Consider the following 19,104-nt stretch of genomic DNA (forward strand, 5'->3'; position numbering starts at 1 on the left):
ACGGCGTGACCGTCTGGGCCTGGACGGCCGTTCGCGTCGACGCCGCCGCCGACCTCACCGAGACCCAGGAGTACGCGGACCTGCCCGAACCGGAGCGCAGGACCAAGGCGGTGGCCGCCGAGACCGCCTGGCTGACGGGGCAGTGGAACACCGGCCACGGTGAACGGATCGAGCTGCGCTACCTCAGCGACCCGGTCGAGCGCAGGCTCTCCTGCGCCCTGCTCGGTCGGGTGGCCGCTCCTACCGCAGAGCGCGCCGAGGCGGCCGCACACGCGCTCCGTGACCGGATGGCAGCGCTACCCCGGCATGTACACGCCACGCCGGTCGATGACGGTGACGAAACCGCACGGCTGCTGACCCCCTTCTCGCCCGATGCGGCGGCGGGGCTGGCGGAGATCCGCAAGCGCTACCACAGCGGGCTGCCAAACCGCCCCGACGCCGGAGTTCACTACTACCTCGCGCCGCAGCCGTTCACCGCGGCGGCCCCACCATGGGACGGGCTGTGGCAGGCGTTCGCCGCGCACCCGCACCCCGTGATGCTCAGCATCGGCCTGGAGCCGTACGTCGTACCGCCCGACTTCGGCCCGCTCCTGCATCGCATCGCCACACAGTACGGACGCCTGGGCACACCTGGGCAGATGCCCGACGGGCTGTGGTCCCCGGGCACCCCTCTCGCCGCCGACGCCTTCGCCGTGGACGCCTCCCGGATCTATGCCGATGCTGCCCGCCGCTATACCGACCGGGTGTTCCGCATGCGGATCGCGCTCGCCTCGCCGGCGCCCCTGCCGGAATCCCTCGCCGAACTCGTCGGTGCCACGGTGTCCCCGCCGGTGCAGGCTCGCGAGGGCGGCGTTCTCACCGAGACGATCAACGGTGCGGCCCACACCGTGGCCTGGCCCGCACTCGGTGAACTGCCTGCGGCCTGGCGGCAGCTGACCACCCTGGACCAGTCGCGTTGGGGCGGCGACCACTGCTGGCGGCTGCCCGAACAACTCTCCCCGCCCCTGCGACTGCTTCCGGAACTCGTCGATGCCCGTGAGGCCGTCGCGGCCTTCCGCCTGCCCATGGCCGTCAGCGGCCACATGACGGGCTTCCCCGTACGGCGCCCCGGCATGGCCGGTGAGACCGCGTACCGCATGGACGGCCCAGCCATCGCCCTCGGACAGCAGCTCGTCAACGACACGCCCGCCGGCCCCCTGGGCATCGGCCTCGGCGACCTTACCCGGCACGCCCTGATCGTGGGTACGACCGGCTCCGGCAAGACCAACACCACCCTGGCGTTCTGCGAGCAGTTGTGGCGCGACCACCGCGTGCCCTTCCTCGTCCTCGAACCCGTCAACTCGGCCTTGGACGACTACCGCTGGCTGGCCACCCGCCCCGGGTTCGAGGACCTGCTGGTCCTCACCGTCGGCGACGAATCCATCGCGCCGCTGCGCCTCAACCCCTTCGAGGTGCCGGCCGGGGTTCGCGTCAGCACCCACATCGCCGGACTCATGGCGTGCTTCGACGCGGCCTTCGGCCTCTGGGACCCGCTGCCCAGCATCTACAACCGGGCGCTGCGGGCGACGTACGCCCGCAAGGGCATCGTCCCCACCGACGTCGCCGATCCGGCCCACGTCGGAAACTGGCCGACGCTGCGTGACTTCATCACGGAGATGCGCAAGCAGTGCGAGCAGCTGGACTACTCGGGCGAGGTGCGCGACAACATCGTCGCCGCCTCCCGCCTGCGTGCGGAGTCCCTCGCGGAGGGGGCGTGCGGCACGACCCTGGACGTGGCCCGCTCCTATCCGGTGGAGGAGTTGCTGCGGCGGCCGGTGATCGTCGAGCTTGCCGGAGTCGGGGACAACGAGAAGGAGCAGTCGCTCATCACAGCGCTGCTCCTGCAGACGATGACCGAGTACTACAAGGCGAACCGCGAGGGAGGCTCCCTCGCCCACGTCACCGTGATCGAGGAGGCGCACCGCCTGCTCGGGCGGCCGGTAGCCCACGGTGGCGACGCGAAGGAGGGCAATGCCCAGGCCCGAGCGGCCCAGGCGTTCGCCAACACCCTCGCGGAGAACCGCAAGTACGGCGAGGGCATCGTCATCGTCGAGCAGGTTCCAGGCAAGCTCGTCGAGGACGCGTACAAGAACACCAATCTCAAGGTCATGCACCGGCTGCCGTCCGCCGAGGACCGCAACCTCATCGGCGGAACCATGCGGTTCTCTCCCGACCAGGAGCGGTACGCCGCCTCCCTGGAGCCCTTCCAGGCCTTCGCCCACCACGACCGCATCGACCGTCCGGGACTGCTCCGCGTCCCCGACGTACGTGCGCAGGCGGCGAGGGAGGCAGGCGTCAGCCGGGCACCTCTGGCCAAGGACGCAGAACTGGCCACCCGCTTCCGCGTCTTGGCGGCCGACCACGAGGCGGTCGACGCCGCACTGGCCCCCTTCCCCGACTGCGAAGGCTGCCGCCACCGCTGCAGCTTCCGCACTCGGGCGGCCACCGCGGTGTGGCCCGAGCACGGCACGAAGCTGAAGGAACGAGTGGCGTCGTACCCGAAGACGACCCGGGAGCAGGCCGATTGGTGGCGCGACACCGCGGACTGGGTCGGCACCCTCGCCGACACGGTGCCCTTGCCCGCGTCGGCGGGGGAGAGCGAATCCGCGGTGACCGACTACCGGGCCTGCGTCTTCGTTCATGTCGCCCGGGCCGCCTGGCAGCGCAACACCCTCCCCTGGGTCCGGCTCTATCGCGACAACACCAGTCCGGGAGGGGCCCGTTGAGCGACCGCCCGGCAGAGCAGCCCCCACGTCCGGAAGCACCGTCTCCGCCGGAACCCACGGACGCCCCCGACCCAACCCCACCGACGGACCGGGCCGAAGCCCCCAACCCGGGGGAAACCCCCAGCCGTGCCGAAGCTTCCGACCCTGCCGAAGCTCCAGACCCTGCCGAGGCCTCGGCCGAGGCCCGTGGCCGGGCCGAGCCCGCGCCATCGGAGGCGGCGCCGAATCCGGATGAAGCCCCGCCCCCTGCGGAGGCCGTTGACTCGTCCGGTTCGGGTTCCCAGGAAGCAGACGAGGCGACCACTCCTGCCCCGGCGTCGGACGAAGTACCCGAGCCGGCTAAACCGCAGGGCGCCGCTGCGGAAGCCCGTCAAGAGCCGTCCGGACCGTCCGGGCCGGCGGCTGATGCCGCCCCGCGCCCGAGCGAGGCTCCCGCCCCGGCCGACGCGGCGTCCTCCGATCCTGCGGAGGCTCCCACGCCTGCCGAGGCCGTCGACCCTGAGGAGGCCCCGGAGCCGGCTGAGCAGACGCGGCGCGCCGACGCGGCCGAGTCCCTGCGTCCGGCTGAGAGCGCGGACCTGGAGGTGGCGCCGGATCCGGCGGAAGCACCGGTCCCGGCGGAGTCCGTTGACTCGGCCGGTTCGGGTTCCCCGGAAGCGGACGAGGCGCCCGCTCCCGTCTCGGCGTCGGACGAAGCCCCCGAGCCCCAGCACCCGGACGCGCCCGCCGGGGGCGAGGAGGCGGAAACGCCGGAGGGCTCCGGCAATCCGGCGAAGCCGGACGACGAGCTTCCTGTGCTGGAACTGGAACTCAAGCCCTACCGCGACTCCGTGCCGTACTCGACCGCGTACACCGCATCACTCAGAGTAGAGCAGCCGGGTGAGGCGTCCAGGATAGCCCCGACCGCGCCCGCGGAGCGGCCCGACGCTCCTGAGCCCGCTGAGGCCCCCGGCCCGACCCAGGAGCCGGAGCCCGCCGGTGCCCCGCATCCGGCTGAGGCCTCGCACCCCGCCGACTCCTCGGATTCGGCCGATACCCCGGGCAGCTCAGCGGAGCCCGCGCGCCCGGTCGAAGCGCGGGACCCGGACGCGGCGCCGGAGCCTGCTGAGGCGACCGGGCTCGGAGAATCTCCGGCTCCGCCCGGAGCCGAGTCCCGCGAAGCGGCCGAGCCACCCGTACGGGCATCGGATGCCGCCGATGACTCGGCGCCGGAGCCGACGGCACCGACGGACACCCCCGAGCCGCCCGCGCCTATGTCTGCGGCGGAGGCTGTTCCGGAGTGGGCCGAGGCTGCAAAGCCGCCTGCGGACGCCTTGGACCCGGCTGATGAGGCCCCGGAGCCGAGGGCGCCGATCGATGTTCCGGAGCCGCGGGCAGAAGGTGCCCGGAACCTCGCCGCGCACGCTGAGAACGACGCCAAGCCGGTCGAAGGGCTCGAGGCCAAGACTCCCGGGAGTGAGGCCGAGGCCGCCGGTCCCGGTGCGGCCGCCGCGGAGACCGTCCTGCCAGGTGACGGCAACAGCATCCGCCAGACCCACGAGCCGAAGGCCGAGTCGACGGCCGAAGCGGCCGAGGACACAGCCGAACGGTACGGCAACAGCGCGCTACGCGATGGCCCCAGCTATCAGGAGGAGATCGACGACCAGCTGGGGGCACGCGGCCTGGACCGCTCCGAGCACGACAAGCTCCGGCTCACTCGGACCAACGAGCTGAGCGAGGCGCAGGCCCGCGAGGTAGTCGGGGTCCGTGACGCAATCAAGCTCGACGAGGGCCGCATGGTGACCAAGGTGATCGACCCCAAGGTCACGCAGGCCTATATGAAGAACCTCACAAGGCTCGGTGAGGATCCCTTCAATCCCGGCGAGTTCCGCGGCTCGATCGCGCGCGGCTGCGACACCGCCGACCTGCGCAGCATGGACCAACTGCGCGACGGGCTCGCTCTCGACGATGGCGGGGCCGGCTGGACCCCCGTCCCTCCGGGTGCGTCCGAGGCGTATCAACTGCGCTTTCCGGCACCACACGGCATGCGCGCCGAACCTAGCCTCGGCGCGGTCGGCGACGAGGGGCTGGCCAACCACGTTGCCGGCATGGCCGGCCAGAGCAAGGGACGGGCCTGGGATGACCCGTTCCTCGGCACCGGCTACACCGGCGGGGGTGTCCCGGAGTGGATCGCCAAGCCCACCGGCTTCCCCCACCATGCTGAAATCTGGCGTATGCACGCCGACGGTACCGAAGAGGCCGTCGGCTTCTTCGACAAGAACGAAGGGCTGTGGAAAAAACGATGACTGACCCTGCGGGTTTCCCCGTTCCGGTCAAGGGCGAGGTCGCTGTCTTCCGCGGTGAGCTCTTTCGGGCGCGTGGCGCCGTGGGGCTGTGGCCGTGCGTCGAGCTGATGCCCGAGCCAGGCCGCCCCGCGCCCGAAGGGATCGCGCCGCGCGAGGCCGCGGACGGGTCGGTGGGATATCCGGTTGCGCCGGAGAGCCTTGAAGCCTGGTACGCCGTGACGTGGACGTTCCGCTGGCGGGGCGAGCTTTTCGATTGCACCGCCGCCACGCCCACCACTCTCTCAGGCGACTACCTCGGCTCCGACGAACACTTCGCCAAGGAGCACCTCAAGCGTCTGGTCATCGACTACTACGGCGTCTTCCCGCGCGAGGAGGTCACCGAGCTGGAGGAGCACCGTGAGGATCTGCTCCAGCCGCTGCACGCCCTGGTGCGGCGTCTGGCCGAGGTTGACCATTTCCGCCCCAAGGCCTACGCGGTCTACCAGGGCCGGACGTATCCGGCTGCTGCCGAGGCAGATGCCTCGGGCCTCATCGCACTGACCACCGGGCCTGACCGGCCTGAGGGTCTTGTCGCCGATCCCCGGGACTCGGGCTCCGGGCAGTTCCTGGCCGCCCCGGAGCAGTTGGACGCCTGGTACCGGACCTACTGGACCTTCCGCTGGAAGGGCGGCCCCTTCGACGCCGTCGGGACGGTGGACGGCAGGATCAAGGGCGTCTACACAGGCGGCAGCTGGGGCTTCGCGGACAACTACATGCTGACCGAGGAGACGGGTCCCGACGGAATGAACACCCGGTACACGGTCACGGCGGGCCTCAAAGGTGTCACCGACCTCGAACAGCACCGCACCGACCTGCTGGCCAACCAGTAGCCAAGGCCCTGGGGGCCTGGGGTCGCAGGTTCACGCCGCAGCGGGGACGGCCGGCTCGGGATGCTGCGGCGGCTCGCGGGGCGGCCGGGTGGCCTGCTCCTCGTCGACAGCGTGGACGGGTTCGGCCGGGCCGCCGCGGTCGCGGCCGTGCTGGATCCGGCACGGCATCCGGTGCTCTGGTGGTGTCCACCGCCAGCCCGGACTACGAGGCGCTGCTGCGCACCCTCGGTTTCCGTCCGCACGGCGAGATCCGCGACGACGTGTACCGGTGCGGGCGCCGGTCCGAGGTCTACAGCCACGACTTCGGCGCCGCCGGGCTGCCGGAGCGGATGGGTGCCCTGACGCCCACCGGTGCGGGGCGCCCGGCGCCGTGCCCGGCGGGGGGCAGGACGCCGTGCGGTGCTGGTGACGTGGGCGCTGGCGTGAGTCGGCGATCTCGCGGCGCTGGCGCAGCGCCCGCTGCCGGCCCTGCCGGGGATCGGGTCGGCCGTGGGGCTGCGGGCCTGGCCGGGGGACCCAGTGGCGGAGCTGGTGGCGGCCGGCGGTAAGGCGGAGCCCGGGGCTTACCAGCCGCGGATCTTGCGCCCGAAGTCGGTGTCGGGTCCGAGCAACGGGTCGGCGACGCGGCCGCCGGAGTCCTTGGCACCGCCGCCGAAGTCCAGGCCGTCGGCAGCGTTGACGCCGGCGGCCACACCGTCCCGGCAGCGGGCCTCGCGTTCGAAGCGGACCGGCTTCAGCAGCTCCTCGACGCTCAGCTGACTGCCACCGTTCGACCAGCCGCCGAGCACCCCGACCAGGGCCGAAGCTTCGCCCTGAGCCCTGCCCACGCCCTCGGAACGCTCACTGAGGTCAGCCCGCCGTGACTGCGACCGGCAAGTCGTAGAGGCCGGTGCGTGTTTGCTCGCCGAGTGTTTCGAGGGCCCCCTGGGGGGCCTTCGGGTATTCGCCGAGCAACCTCTGCTCGCCCGTGGCCGAGTGGCCCCGGTCCGATCGGCGGTCGGATACCCAAGTAGGCTACCGGTCGGTAATTTCAAGGGGGAGTTCTCGTCCGAGGACTCTGGGTTCGCGCCGACGGTCGACCAGCCGTGGCGATGCGCGGGCCCTCGACGTAGGACATATATGCAACACCGTATGACGCGGCATGCTGCCGCGTTTCTGACGCTCCTGGCGGTCTTTCTCTGCCTGGGCCTGGGGGAGAAGACCGCGGTCGCCGCGACGGGCATCGAGAACCGTCAGGCGGCGGCCTCCGCGGCCGAGCGGATTGCGGCCATCGTCAACGCCGCCGCCGAGTACTCCGGGTGCGGCGCCAAGCCGCTGCTGGAGAAGCCCGGCTGCTACCGGGAGTTCGCCGACAAGGCGATCCGCGTCGGCGCCGGGGTGGGCCTTGCCGCGTACGGCATCCACTACCTGCACAAGGACACCGAGCAGCACTTCAAGAACCTGCGCAAGGAGATCGCCGGCTTCGAGCAGCTGAAGGAGGCGGTCAAGCAGGACCCGACCAAGATCGCCGACCCGGCCACCCGGGCCGAGGCGGAGAAGCGGATCCGTGCCGCGTACGCGGCCGCGCAGAAGGACGTCGACCACCGGCTGGCGAAGGTCAACGAGACCATCCAGACGATCATTGTCTTCGCCGAGGTCACCGTCGCGTTCCTGCAAGTGATCTTCGCGCTGGCAGCCATCGTCGGCGACCCGGAGTTCCAGAAGGCCGCGAACTCCGTCAGGACCGGCCTGAAAGGGATGGGCGAGGACCTCGACAAGATCAACGCCGGCCTGAGCCAGATGAGCCGGGCCCTGGACGACATGAACAAGTCGCTGGGCCAGGTCAACGGCGCGCTCGACCAGATGAACCGGGGGATCGGCCAGGCCAACAAGGGCATGGAGGAGATGAACCGGGGGATCGGCCAGGCCAACAAGGGCATGGACGAGCTCAACAAACACGTCCCCGGTATCAAGAAGGGCGCCGAGAAGCTTCGCGAGCTGCCGGGCATCGAGTTCGACTTCTCCCACATCAAGGACGCATGGAGCTCCGGAGGTTCCGGGCTCGACGCGGACGAACAGCAGCGGCGCATGGGCCTGCTGCTCGACCTCCTGCCCGGCATCGGGGACGGCAAGGGCATCGTCGAGGCTGTCACCGGCAAGGACCTCGCCACGGACGAGGAACTGAGCGGGCTGGACCGGGCCACGGGCGCGCTCGTCGTGCTGCGCTGGCTCAAGGCCGGTAAGAAGGCCCTCACCGGTGACGACGTACGGGACGCCCGCAAGGTCACCTGCGTCGCCGGAAGCGTCGACGGCAACAGCTTCCCGGCCGGGACCCAGGTCCTCATGGCCTCGGGCGCCACCCTGCCCATCGAGTCGGTACGCGAAGGCGACGAGGTCCTGGCCACGGACCCCGAGACCGGTTTCACCGGGCCCCAGCCCGTGACCGACCTGATCACCGGCTCGGGCGAGAAGCGCCTGGTCACCCTGACCGTGGACACCGACGGCGACGCGGGCGACCGTACCGGCACCGTCACCGCGACGGACCGTCACCCGTTCCGGATCCTGGGTTCCGGCGAGGGTTCCGGCGATTGGAGCGACGCCGTCGACCTCACCCCGGGAACGTGGCTGCGGACCGACAAGGGCGCGGCCGTGCGGGTCACCGCGGTCGGGACGAGCACCGGGCAGCAGACGGTCCACAACCTCACCGTCGCCCGGCTGCACACCTACTACGTGCTCGCCGGCGACACGCCCGTCCTGGTCCACAATGCCAAGAAGAACAAGTGCAGCCTGGAGATCGACCACGTCGGCCAGGTGGACCAGGACTGGGTCACCAAGGGCGCTCACGTCAACATGAAGGACGGCATGGAAGTGGCCCTGCGCCCGGACGGCAAGGGCGGCGTCCGTGGCGAGGCGATCCGCCTGTCGCGCGGCACCGCCACGCAGAAGCAGGTCGACGCCGTCGTCGCGGCGATCAAGTCCGACCCCAAGGTGCGCGCGGACATGATCAGGGTGACGAAGGGCGCCAAGGAGGTCTTCGAGTCCAGCGCCAAGGCCATGAAGGAAGGCCGCAACCCGCAGTGGCGCTTCAGCAACGACCGGACGGCCGAGCTGCAGGCGCTGATCGAGGCAATGGAGAAGATGTAGATGTCCGACCTGGATTTCTACGCGCACGTCGCCACCCGCGGCGATGTACTGGGCGTGGGCGTCGGCGCGCAGCCCGCCGAGTGGGCGGACCGGCTCGGGGACGACTACCTCGACGACGCGGACGTGGGGCTCCTGCGCCGGGACTACGGACTCGTGGAGCTGTCGTTCCAGGAGGAGCAGGATTCCTGGCCCTGCTTCGGAATCAGCGTGCAGGTGCACCGGTTGAGGTGGGACGCGGAGTCGGCCGTACCCGCCGCCCTACGCAGCTCATACGGCGCCTTCGCCCCTTCGGTGCGCTTCGAGGACCTGACCGCGGCGATCAACGATCTGGGCTGCTCGGTCGAACCGGATGACGACGCGACGGGCACGGACTTCCGCCGCTATCGGGTACCCGAGTCCGGTGCGCGGCTCATCGTCCGGATGGATGCCGACGCCCAGGGGCCGACGGGCGATCTGTGGAGCCTCAGCGTGTCTCCCGCCTGGTGGCGCGAGACCGGCTGACCGAGACGGGCCCCGGCCGACAACCGTCGGCCGGGGCCCAGGCATCGCACGCCTCAGTCTCAGCGCTCGCGGCAAGCAGTCGGAGCGGAGTTCGATGTGTCCTTGCGCTCCGCGCGGGCGGGGGCAAGCTCTCCTCCAGGCTCGGCCTGGTCCGGGACGCGATCGAGGCCGGCCGACGGCTTCGACTTCCACGCCTGCCTGATCGCCCACCTGTCCAAGGGCGGGCGCGTCGACAACGTCATCGCGGACGAGGCCCAGTTCCCGGCGCCGGAGCAGATCGACCAGCCGGCCCGGGTGGTCGACGAGCTGGAGAGGGACGTCTTCGCCTTCGGCATCACGACCGACCTCCGCTCCAGGCTCTTCGCCGGATCGCGGCGCCTCGTGGAGCTCGCCGACCGCGTGGAGGTCCTCCGGGTCGAGGCGCTGTGCCGGTGCGGCGCCCGTGCCACCCACAACACGCGTACGGTGGGCGGCGAGATGGTCGTCGAAGGCGCCCGGGTGGTGATCGGCGACGTCAACCAGGGCGTGGGCGAGGTCGGTTACGAGGTGCTGCGCCGCCACCACCGGCGCCGGATGACGGCCGCGTCCGCCCGTGCGGGCGCGCTGTCTCCCGATGTCCTGCCGGTCGACGTCAGTGAGCGGTCCGTGGCCCGTCGGCCGACCGTACGACCGTGAAGACCGCGCCCTCGGGGTCGGCGACCGTCGCCTGACGCCCGCGGACGCCCTCGCCCGGTGGGTGGAGCAGCTGGCCGCCGAGCTCCACCACCTGCCGGGCCGCCTCGTCGACGTCGGCCACCGCGAAGTACGTCATCCAGTGCGGGCCCCGGTCCCGAGGCAGGCCGGATCCCACGCCGCGTACCGAGGCCACCGGGCGACCCGACAGTGTGAGCGTCACCCGGTCGGAGCCGGGGCCGACCGGGCCGGCCGGTTCGATGTCGTAGCCGAAGAGCATCTGGTAGAACTTGCCGACCATCGTGGTCTCCCGGGTCACCAGCTCGTTCCACACCGGGGTCCCCGGCGGGCCGGTCACCGCGGTGCCCGTCAGCGAGGCCGCCTGCCACACGCCGAAGACCGCACCCTCGGGATCCGACGCGATCACCATGCGGCCGGTGTCCTCCGAGTCCAGCGGCCCCACGCCCACGGTGCCGCCGCAGCCGCGGATCGACTCGGCGGTCGCGTCGGCGTCGTCGCTGGCGAAGTAGGTCGTCCAGGCGACGGGCAGATGACGGTCGGCGGGCAGCCGGCCGAGCCCGGCGACCGGTGCTCCGCCCAGCACGGCTCGGACGTACGGCCCCAGCTCCTGTGGACCCGGGCGGAACTCCCAGCCGAACAGCGCCCCGTAGAAATCCTCCGTCGCGTCAAGACCGTGCACCATCAGGCTCACCCAGCAGGGTGTGCCGGGCGTGCGCCGGGTCGCTGCCATTCGTCTCTCCTCGGACCGTGACGACCGTCGTGGAACGCGCGTGCCGATATTTGCACCATCTGGTACCCATGCGCCCCCAGCGCGCCGGGTTCGGCGGGTTCCCGCAGGAGGATGCCCCGTTTCCCGGACCCTGAACGCCTGCCGGTCGTTACGCCCGGCAGCCGTGCTGAGGAAGGATGGCCCCATGAACGCCATCCTCTCCGCATCCGAGCTCTCCGCCGAGCTGGCAGGGCCGCGGCCTCCCGTGCTGCTGGACGTCCGCTGGCAGCTCGGCGGGCCGGACCAGCGCCCCGAGTACGAGGCCGGGCATCTGCCCGGCGCGGTCTACGTCGACCTGGACACCGAACTCGCCGGTCCGCCCGGGGCCGCCGGCCGCCATCCGCTGCCGGACGTGGAGGCGTTCGGTGCGGTGATGCGGCGGGCCGGGGTGTCCGCGGACCGGCCGGTCGTCACCTACGACGGGGGACAGGGCTGGGCGGCGGCCCGTGCCTGGTGGCTGCTCCGCTGGACGGGGCACCGCGACGTCCGGGTACTGGACGGCGGTCTCGCCACGTGGACCGGGCCGCTCTCCAGCGGGACGCCGGAGCCCGCCGAGGGCGACTTCGTGCCCGTGCCGGGTGCGATGCCGCTGCTCGACGCCGACGGCGCCGCGCGGACGGCACGCTCGGGACTGCTGCTCGACGCGCGGGCCGCGGAGCGCTACCGCGGTGACGTCGAGCCGATCGACCGCGTCGGTGGGCACATCCCCGGAGCCGTGTCCGCTCCGACCATGGAGAACGTCACCGAGGGCGGCCTCTTCCGCCCTCGCGGGGAACTGGCCGAGCGCTTCACGTCGCTGGGCGCCGGGGCGGCCCCGGCGGGCGACCTCGGCGTGTACTGCGGCTCGGGCGTCTCTGCCGCGCACCAGGTCCTGGCGCTGGAGGTCGCCGGGTTCCGCGCCGCGCTCTATGCGGGCTCGTGGTCGGAGTGGTCCAACGACGAGTCCCGCCCGGTGGCGAAGGGCCCGGACCCGCAGTAGCCGGATCCGTCTGGCAGCGGTAGCGGGAAGGGGGCGGGGCGCCGTCTGGCGGGCGAGCGGGCCGGCGGGGCACGGGCGGGGAGCCGACCGACGGGCCGTGCGGGTCCTGCGGGCTGTCGTCGCCTCGGGGTTCCGTCCGGGCTGCCGTGTCGGTGGCCGGCCGGCGAAGGCGGAATCTCGTCGGCCGGCGGACGCGGAACCCGTCGGCGGCCTCGGTGGGGTCCCGCGCCACGACAGCCGTCCGCCCACCCGGGCGTGCCGACCACACTTCGTGGCGGCGGCCCATGATGCGTTCCGGTCGGGCGCGCCCGTACGTCGGCGGTGGCCCGTCGGCCGTCCCGGGTACGCCTGTTCGCGGGATTACACGGCCGGGCGGTCGGTGACGCGTCATCCGGTCGGGTGGCGACCGGCCGGCCCCGTGACGCCGTTCGTCCGCCACACGAACCGTGCGCGGACACATGAAGGAGAGGCCCGGCGCGCCCACCCCGCCAACTGCCCGGGTGTGCCTGACGGAACGTCAAGGGACCCGGACCCAACGGAGTGGTGGCCCGGCTGGGCGAAGGCCGCCCGCTACTCCTTCTTCTTGCGGCGCGTGCCGAAGACGATCTCGTCCCAGCTGGGGACCGCCGCACGGCGGCCCGGACGAACGCCGTCCGCCTCGGCCTGACGGTCGGTCGTGCCGATGAGGCGATCGCGGTGGCCGCTGACCGAACGGGGCATGAGCACGTCGGCATAGGCGGAACCGGCCGAGGCTGCGGAGGCCGCCGGGGCCGGGGGCTCCTCCGCCTCGGGCTCCTCGGACGGCGTGTCCGCGGCGGCCGGCTCGGCAGCACTGCCGCGGTCGGGTACGACCATGTCGCCGCGGAAACTCGGCACCGCCTCCAGGAGGCTGGTCAGGGAGTCCCGCTCGGCAGGCACCTCTTCGGCCTCGGGAACGCTCGCCTGCGCTGGCAACTGCCGGTCCAGGGTGCGGTCGAGCGGCCGGTCGCGGGGGAGCCGGGCGATCCTCGGAACGAACGGGAACGTCGGCTCCGGGGTGTCGTCGGTGTCTCCGATCAGCGCGCGGGCCTCGCTGTCGACGGCCTGCACCAGCCGGCGCGGCGGATCGTAGGTCCAGCTCGCCGAGTGCGGCTCACCGGCGACCCGGTAGACGAGCAGCACCTCCCATGTGCCGTCGTCGCGCCGCCACGAGTCCCACTGGACGCTGTCCTTCTCGGCGCCGCGCAGCAGCAGCCGCTCCGCGACCGCCTCGCCGAGCTGCGGGCCGGTGTTCTCGCCGGGCCGGCGCACCGGTGTCTTGCGCGCGCGCTCTGCCATGAAGGCACGCTCGGCGAGCACCGGACCCTCGAAGCGCCGCACCCGGTCGACGGAGATGCCGGCGAGCTGGGCGACCTCCTCGGCGGAGGCGCCTGCACGTATACGTGCCTGGATGTCCCGGGGGCGGAGATGGCTCTCCACCTCGATCTCGATCTGCCCGAGGCGGGGCCGGTCGTTGCGTACGGCGGCACGCAGCCGTTCGTCGATCGGAAGCGTGTACTCCGTGTTGTCCGCAGCCTTCAACACCAGTCGTGTGCCGTCGTTGCTGACGGCCACGACACGCAGTTCGGGCATGGGGACCTCCCGGGTGGTGCCTGCCGACGTCACGTGCGTCGCTGCTTCCGCTAGTCGAGTGTGGCCTGCCCGGGTGCAGCCTGCCACAACCTTGCCGAGTTGACCGGCGTGTCGGGCATGGGCCCTGCCTCGCCGTTATGGCACGGTTACCAGTTTACGACGCTGAGTGACGAGGTCGTCACGCTGCGCAACGGGCGCCCGTGCGGTGCCAAGGCGCCGCCGGTTCGAGTGCCGCTTTTCGGCCCCCTCCTGGGGACGGCGTACCTGTGAAGGGGACCGGTCCCACGGCCTGCCACAGTACTCCATTCGGGCCATGTGAGTGGACCGGCGCGCCGCCGGACTTCTGTGACGGGCCGATCGGGACCGATCCCCCAAGTGCACGCATGTATACGTCATTTCATGAAATGGCCCGATCCGACCCCGTCTGTTTTCGCTGCAAGTCGCCCTGAAGTGGGCTCAGTCACCCAAAACCCTTCGTAGGTATGCATTGCCGAAGAGCCGGTCGGGGTCGAGGCGGTCGCGCAGCGCGGTGAATTCCCCGAACCGGGGGTACGCGTCGGCCAGATATGCCGCGTCACGGGTGTGGATCTTGCCCCAGTGGGGGCGACCCTCGTGCGCGGTCATGATCCTCTCGACTGCGGTGAAGTACGCCTGATAGGGCGTACCCCGGTACATGTGGACGGCGATGTACGCGGTGTCGCGCCCGGAGGCCGTGGAGAGGGCGATGTCGTCCGCGGGCGCGATGCGCACCTCCACCGGGAAACCGACGCGCAGCGGTGACCGGTCCACCATCCCCCGCACCTCGCGCAGCGCCGCGGTCGCCGCCTCGCGCGGAACGGCGTACTCCATCTCCACGAAGCGCACCCGTCGCGGGCTCGTGAAGACCTTGTACGGGATGTCGGTGTACGTACGGGCCGACAGCGCCCGGCTGGAGACCCTGGCGATCGCCGGGATGGCGGCGGGGACGGCACGACCGACGGAACACGCCACCTGGAACACGCCGTTGGACAGGAACTCGTCCTCGAACCAGCCGCTCAGCCTCCCCAGGGGGGCGGCGGGACCGGCGCTCCGGTTGTTGCGCTTGGTGTTGCAGTTGCCGGTGTGCGGGAACCAGTAGAACTCGAAGTGCTCGTTCTCCGCGACGAGCTCGTCGAAGTCGGCGGTGACCCGGTCGAAGGCCATCGGCTCCTCCCGGGCCGTCAACAAGAAGACCGGTTCGACGGCGAAGGTGATCGCGGTGATCACGCCGAGCGCGCCGAGACCTGTGCGGGCCGCCGCGAAGACCTCGGGGTTCTCCTTCTCCGAGCACGTCAGCAGTGCCCCGTCCGCCGTGACCAGCTCCAGCGCCCGTATCTGGGCCGCGATCGACGCCGAGTCCCGGCCGGTCCCGTGGGTGCCGGTGCTGGTCGCACCCGCCACGGTCTGTTCCATGATGTCGCCCATGTTGGTGAGCGACAGGCCCTCCCGCGCCAGGGCTGCGTTCAGCCGCTTCAGCGGGGTGCCGGCCTCCACCGTGACCGTTCCGGCCGTCCGGTCGATCTCCCGGATCCCGGTCAGCAGATCCGGGCGTATCAGCAGCCCGTCGGTGGCCGCGGTGGCCGTGAACGAATGACCCGTGCCGACCGCCTTCACCTTCAGTCCGTCCTCGGCGGCGGTCCGTACCGCCGCGGCGAGTTCGTCGGCCGAGGCCGGTGACACCTCCCGCACCGGCCGGGCGGTGACGTTCCCCGCCCAGTTACGCCACGGGTTCCTCGCTTCGGTCATCAGCGCCGTGCCCCTCCCGATCCGGCGCCGGCCTGCGCAGCCGGCGGTACCCCAGGAACGCCACCACGGCCGCGAGCGCTCCCGACGACACCGCGACCCCGTACCCGAGCTGCGCGCCTTCCGCGTCGACCACCCAGCCGGCAGCCGAGGAGCCGAGTGCGACACCGACGGCGAGCCCGGTACCGGTCCAGGTCATGCCCTCGGTCAGCTTGCTGTGCGGTACGTGGCGTTCGATGAGGGCCATGGTGGTCACCATCGTCGGTGCGATGGCAAGACCCGAGACGAAGAGCGCCACGGCCAGGAGCGGCAGGTTCCCGGCCAATTGAAGCGGGATCATACTCACGGCCATCGCACAGATGCCCGCCAGCCAGCGACGCGGCATGGACCCCTTCAGATGCAGCATCCCGAAGACCAGCCCGGCCAGGCAGGATCCGAGCGCGTACACCGAGAGCACCACGCTCGCCGCGGCCTTGTGGCCCTGCTCCTCCGCGAACGCCACGGTCACCACGTCGATCGCACCGAAGATGGCGCCGAGCGCCACGAACGTCGCCACCAGCACCTGGAGACCGGGGGACCGCAGTGCGGAACCGCCCGTCTGCTCGTCCTGCGGATGCGGAACCGGTTCCGTGGCGCGCTGCGCGGTCAGCCAGTACACGCCCGCCAGCAGGAACACGACGGCGAACAGCGGCCCGGCCTCCGGGAACCAGCCGGTGGACAGGCCGATCGACAGGATCGGCCCGGCGATGAAGCACAGCTCGTCGGCTATGGACTCCCAGGCGTACGCCGTGTGCAGCTCGCGCGGCTTGTCGTGGAGCAGTGCGGTCCAGCGGGCCCGCGCCATCGCGCCCGTGCTCGGCACGGCGCCCGCCAGCGCCGCGAAGACGAAATACGTCCAGTCCGGTGCCCCCCGGTGCGCGGCCAGCAGCAGCCCGCCGACCGCCGCGGCCGACACCAGCGTGGCGGGCCGCAGCACCCTCCGCTGCCCGTGCCGGTCCACCAGCCGGGAGACCTGGGGTCCGCAGACGGCCGCCGACAGCGCCAGCGTCGCCGCGACGGCGCCCGCGAGGCCGTAGCGCCCGGTGAGCTGGGACAGCATGGTCACGATGCCGATGCCGAGCATGGAGAGCGGCATCCGGCCGAGCAGACCGGCGGCGGAGAACCCGATGGATCCGGGCACGGCGAAGATCGCGCGATAAGGGCTGGGCACAGGGTACTCCGGTAAGGCATGTGGCGGGCCTTGACAGCTTACGTGCCGGGGTTGCGTGTCCGCACCGGGTTTCCGCCCGACTGCCCTGTCCTCGGGCCGTACTCGCGGCGTTCGTCGCTCGTGCGCCGTTACCCGTCCCCGGGCCGTACTCGCGGCGGTTCCTCCCTCGGCCCTCGACCCCGGTGAGCCGTCCCCGGACCGTACCGCTCCGCCCCGGACCGCCCCCGGCCGGGTCCGGCGCGCGCAGGGCGGAGCCCGCGCCTCCCCGCCGGGGGTGGCAGGATCGGGACCATGCCCGAACCGCGTGACGCAGCCCCCTACGACGCCCTGCTCCTGCTCTCCTTCGGCGGGCCCGAAGGCCCGGACGAGGTGGTCCCCTTCCTGGAGAACGTCACCCGGGGGCGCGGCATCCCCAAGGAGCGGCTGAAGGAAGTCGGCCTGCACTACTTCCTTTTCGGCGGCGTCAGCCCCATCAACGCGCAGAACCGCGCCCTCCTCGACGCACTGCGCAAGGACTTCGCCGAGCACGGCCTGGACCTGCCGGTCTACTGGGGCAACCGCAACTGGGCGCCCTACCTCACCGACACCCTCCGCGAGATGGCCGCCGACGGCCGCCGCCGCATCGCCGTGCTCGCCACCAGCGCCTACGCCTCGTACTCGGGCTGCCGCCAGTACCGCGAGAACCTCGCCGACGCCCTAGCCGCCCTGGAAGCCGAGGGCCTCCCGCTGCCCCGCGTCGACAAGCTGCGCCACTACTTCAACCACCCCGGTTTCGTGCGCCCCATGACCGAGGGCGTCCTGGCGGCCCTCGCCGCCCTGCCCGAGGACGTCCGCGAGGGCGCCCACATCGCCTTCACCACCCACTCCATCCCGGACAGCGCCGCCGACACCTCGGGGCCCGTCGAGGAGCACGGTGACGGCGGTGCCTACGTCCGGCAGCACCTGGAGGTCGCCCGGCTGATCGCCGACGCCGTCCGCGAGGAGACCGGCGCCGACCACCCCTGGCGGCTCGTCTACCAGTCCCGCAGCGGCGCCCCGCACATCCCCTGGCTGGAGCCGGACATCTGCGACCACCTGGAGGAACTGCACGGCGCCGGGGTCCCCGCCGTGGTGATGGCCCCCATCGGCTTCGTCTCCGACCACATGGAGGTCCTCTACGACCTCGACACCGAAGCCACCGCCAAGGCAGCCGACCTGGGCCTCCCCGTCGTACGGTCCGCGACCGTCGGCGCAGACCCCCGCTTCGCCGCCGCCGTCCGCGACCTCGTCCTGGAACGCGCCGCCACCGAGCGCGGCCGGTCCCCGGAGCGCTGCGCGCTCGGCGGGCTCGGACCGAGCCACGACCTGTGCCCGGTGGGCTGCTGCCCCGCCCGCACGCCCCGGCCGGCCGCCGCCGGCGCCGACAGCCCGTACGCCTGAAGGAGCCCCCGTGACCGATCCGCTCGCCACCGAACTGCTCGAACTGGCCCTGGAGGCCGCCGGGCGGGCAGGTGAGCTCCTGCGCGACGGCCGTCCCGCGGATCTCGGTGTCGCCGCCACCAAGTCCAGCCCCGTCGACGTCGTCACCGAGATGGACATCGCCGCCGAGAAGCTGATCACCGGGTTCCTCGCCGAACGCCGCCCCGCCGACGGCTTCATCGGTGAGGAAGGCGCCTCGACGGACGGCAGCAGCGGCGTCCAGTGGGTCATCGACCCGCTCGACGGCACCGTGAACTACCTCTACGGGCTGCCCGGCTGGGCGGTGTCCGTCGCCGCCCGCCGCAACGGCGAGACGCTCGTCGGGGTCGTCGCCGCCCCGCTGCGCGGCGAGACGTACCACGCGGTCGCGGGTGGCGGCGCCCACCTGGGCGACCAGCCGCTGCGCTGCCGTCCCGCGACCGAGCTCGGACACGCCCTGGTGGCAACCGGCTTCAACTACGTCCAGAACGTGCGCAGCCACCAGGCCGAGGTCGTCAGCCGGCTGATCCCCCGGCTCCGGGACATCCGGCGGGGCGGTTCCGCGGCCATCGACCTGTGCGACGTGGCCGCCGGCCGCCTCGACGGCTACTACGAGCGCGGACTCGCACCCTGGGACTTCGCCGCCGGCGAGCTGATCGCCCGGGAGGCGGGCGCCCTCACCGGCGGACGCCCCGGCAGCGCCCCGTCCGGCGAACTGGTGGTCGCCGCCCCTCCCGGCGTCTTCGAACACCTCCAGGCGCTCCTGGAGGAATGCGGCGCCTGGCACGACTGACGCGGACGCCCCGAGGGCGCGACGCACGGCGGACGCATGAGGGCCCCGACACCGCCGGAAGCGGTGACGGGGCCCTCATGCGCGTGGATCAGGCCGTGCGGTCGCGGGTCGCCCCGCGCGGAGATCAGGCGCCGGCTGCGCCGACCTCCACGCCGTGCTCCGCCGCCAGACGACGAAGGTCGTCCAGCTCGGCCTGCTCGACCTCCGCCAGGAAGTCGTCGCCCGTCTCACGAGCTCGCGTGAGGTCGGACTCCGTGGTCCTTATGCGATGCAGAAGACCTGCGGTGAAAGCGTCCATGGATGCGCCC

Annotated in this window: 14 protein-coding genes and 1 pseudogene; 9 read left to right on the plus strand and 6 right to left on the minus strand. The window is 72.1% G+C overall.

The annotated features are described in order from the left end of the window. The first annotated feature begins 5 nt into the window (after positions 1–5). From ACZ4Z5_RS09350 to ACZ4Z5_RS09360, 3 genes are all read left to right on the plus strand, one after another. Complete coding sequence (locus ACZ4Z5_RS09350; RefSeq protein WP_468258990.1) at positions 6–2,765, plus strand: ATP-binding protein; 2,760 nt, start codon at positions 6–8, stop codon at positions 2,763–2,765. A 1,253-nt stretch (positions 2,766–4,018) separates the two neighbouring features. Then, entirely contained in the window at positions 4,019–5,050 is a 1,032-nt protein-coding gene (locus ACZ4Z5_RS09355) for a hypothetical protein (protein ID WP_468258993.1), read from the plus strand. Then, positions 5,047–5,919, plus strand: coding sequence for a hypothetical protein (locus ACZ4Z5_RS09360; protein ID WP_468258995.1), 873 nt, complete (start codon positions 5,047–5,049; stop codon positions 5,917–5,919). Before ACZ4Z5_RS09355 ends, ACZ4Z5_RS09360 begins: the two co-directional genes overlap by 4 nt. Positions 5,920–6,482: 563 nt before the next feature. Here ACZ4Z5_RS09360 and ACZ4Z5_RS09365 read toward each other — a convergent pair. Then, complete coding sequence (locus ACZ4Z5_RS09365; RefSeq protein ID WP_468258998.1) at positions 6,483–6,746, minus strand: hypothetical protein; 264 nt, start codon at positions 6,744–6,746, stop codon at positions 6,483–6,485. Positions 6,747–7,050: 304 nt separating this feature from the next. On the opposite strand from ACZ4Z5_RS09365, the gene ACZ4Z5_RS09370 reads away from it, so the two are divergent. From ACZ4Z5_RS09370 to ACZ4Z5_RS09380, 3 genes and pseudogenes are all read left to right on the plus strand, one after another. Continuing rightward, a complete protein-coding gene (locus ACZ4Z5_RS09370) occupies positions 7,051–9,042 on the plus strand; it encodes a pre-toxin TG domain-containing protein (RefSeq protein WP_468259001.1) in 1,992 nt (663 codons plus the stop codon). Next, positions 9,043–9,543, plus strand: coding sequence for a hypothetical protein (locus ACZ4Z5_RS09375; protein WP_468259003.1), 501 nt, complete (start codon positions 9,043–9,045; stop codon positions 9,541–9,543). 110 nt (positions 9,544–9,653) lie between these two features. Next, positions 9,654–10,218 (plus strand): annotated as a pseudogene (locus tag ACZ4Z5_RS09380) (thymidine kinase); the annotation flags it as partial. On the opposite strand, the gene ACZ4Z5_RS09385 reads toward ACZ4Z5_RS09380, so the two are convergent. Next, on the minus strand, positions 10,175–10,966 hold the full coding sequence (locus tag ACZ4Z5_RS09385; protein ID WP_468259006.1) for a VOC family protein: 792 nt from the start codon (positions 10,964–10,966) through the stop codon (positions 10,175–10,177). The pseudogene ACZ4Z5_RS09380 and the gene ACZ4Z5_RS09385 sit on opposite strands and share 44 nt — an antisense overlap. A 184-nt stretch (positions 10,967–11,150) precedes the next feature. Here ACZ4Z5_RS09385 and ACZ4Z5_RS09390 point away from each other — a divergent pair, with 184 nt between their 5' ends. Next, positions 11,151–11,984: a sulfurtransferase gene (locus ACZ4Z5_RS09390; RefSeq protein WP_468259009.1), complete on the plus strand. Its 834-nt coding sequence runs from the start codon at positions 11,151–11,153 to the stop codon at positions 11,982–11,984. Positions 11,985–12,554: 570 nt separating this feature from the next. Here the strand turns inward: ACZ4Z5_RS09390 and sepH are convergent. The 3 genes from sepH to ACZ4Z5_RS09405 all read right to left on the minus strand — a co-directional run bounded on the left by sepH (position 12,555) and on the right by ACZ4Z5_RS09405 (position 16,566). Continuing rightward, entirely contained in the window at positions 12,555–13,628 is a 1,074-nt protein-coding gene (sepH, locus tag ACZ4Z5_RS09395; protein ID WP_468259011.1) for a septation protein SepH, read from the minus strand. 423 nt (positions 13,629–14,051) lie between these two features. Continuing rightward, positions 14,052–15,359 (minus strand): D-arabinono-1,4-lactone oxidase, encoded by a 1,308-nt coding sequence (locus tag ACZ4Z5_RS09400; protein WP_468259014.1) that lies wholly within the window; start codon positions 15,357–15,359, stop codon positions 14,052–14,054. Further along, positions 15,331–16,566, minus strand: a complete 1,236-nt coding sequence (locus tag ACZ4Z5_RS09405; RefSeq protein ID WP_468259017.1) for an MFS transporter — start codon at positions 16,564–16,566, stop codon at positions 15,331–15,333. Before ACZ4Z5_RS09405 ends, ACZ4Z5_RS09400 begins: the two co-directional genes overlap by 29 nt. Positions 16,567–16,857: 291 nt before the next feature. Between ACZ4Z5_RS09405 and ACZ4Z5_RS09410 the strand changes: the two genes are divergently transcribed. Further along, entirely contained in the window at positions 16,858–17,985 is a 1,128-nt protein-coding gene (locus ACZ4Z5_RS09410; RefSeq protein WP_468259019.1) for a ferrochelatase, read from the plus strand. 10 nt (positions 17,986–17,995) lie between these two features. Next, positions 17,996–18,796 (plus strand): inositol monophosphatase family protein, encoded by an 801-nt coding sequence (locus ACZ4Z5_RS09415; RefSeq protein ID WP_468259022.1) that lies wholly within the window; start codon positions 17,996–17,998, stop codon positions 18,794–18,796. A gap of 124 nt (positions 18,797–18,920) precedes the next feature. Here ACZ4Z5_RS09415 and ACZ4Z5_RS09420 read toward each other — a convergent pair whose 3' ends face one another. Then, positions 18,921–19,094 carry a hypothetical protein gene (locus tag ACZ4Z5_RS09420; protein WP_468259024.1) on the minus strand — a complete coding sequence of 58 codons (174 nt, stop codon included), beginning with the start codon at positions 19,092–19,094 and terminating at the stop codon, positions 18,921–18,923. Positions 19,095–19,104 lie beyond the last annotated feature (10 nt).

The sequence above is a fragment of the Streptomyces sp. NPDC030222 genome, from assembly GCF_055573115.1.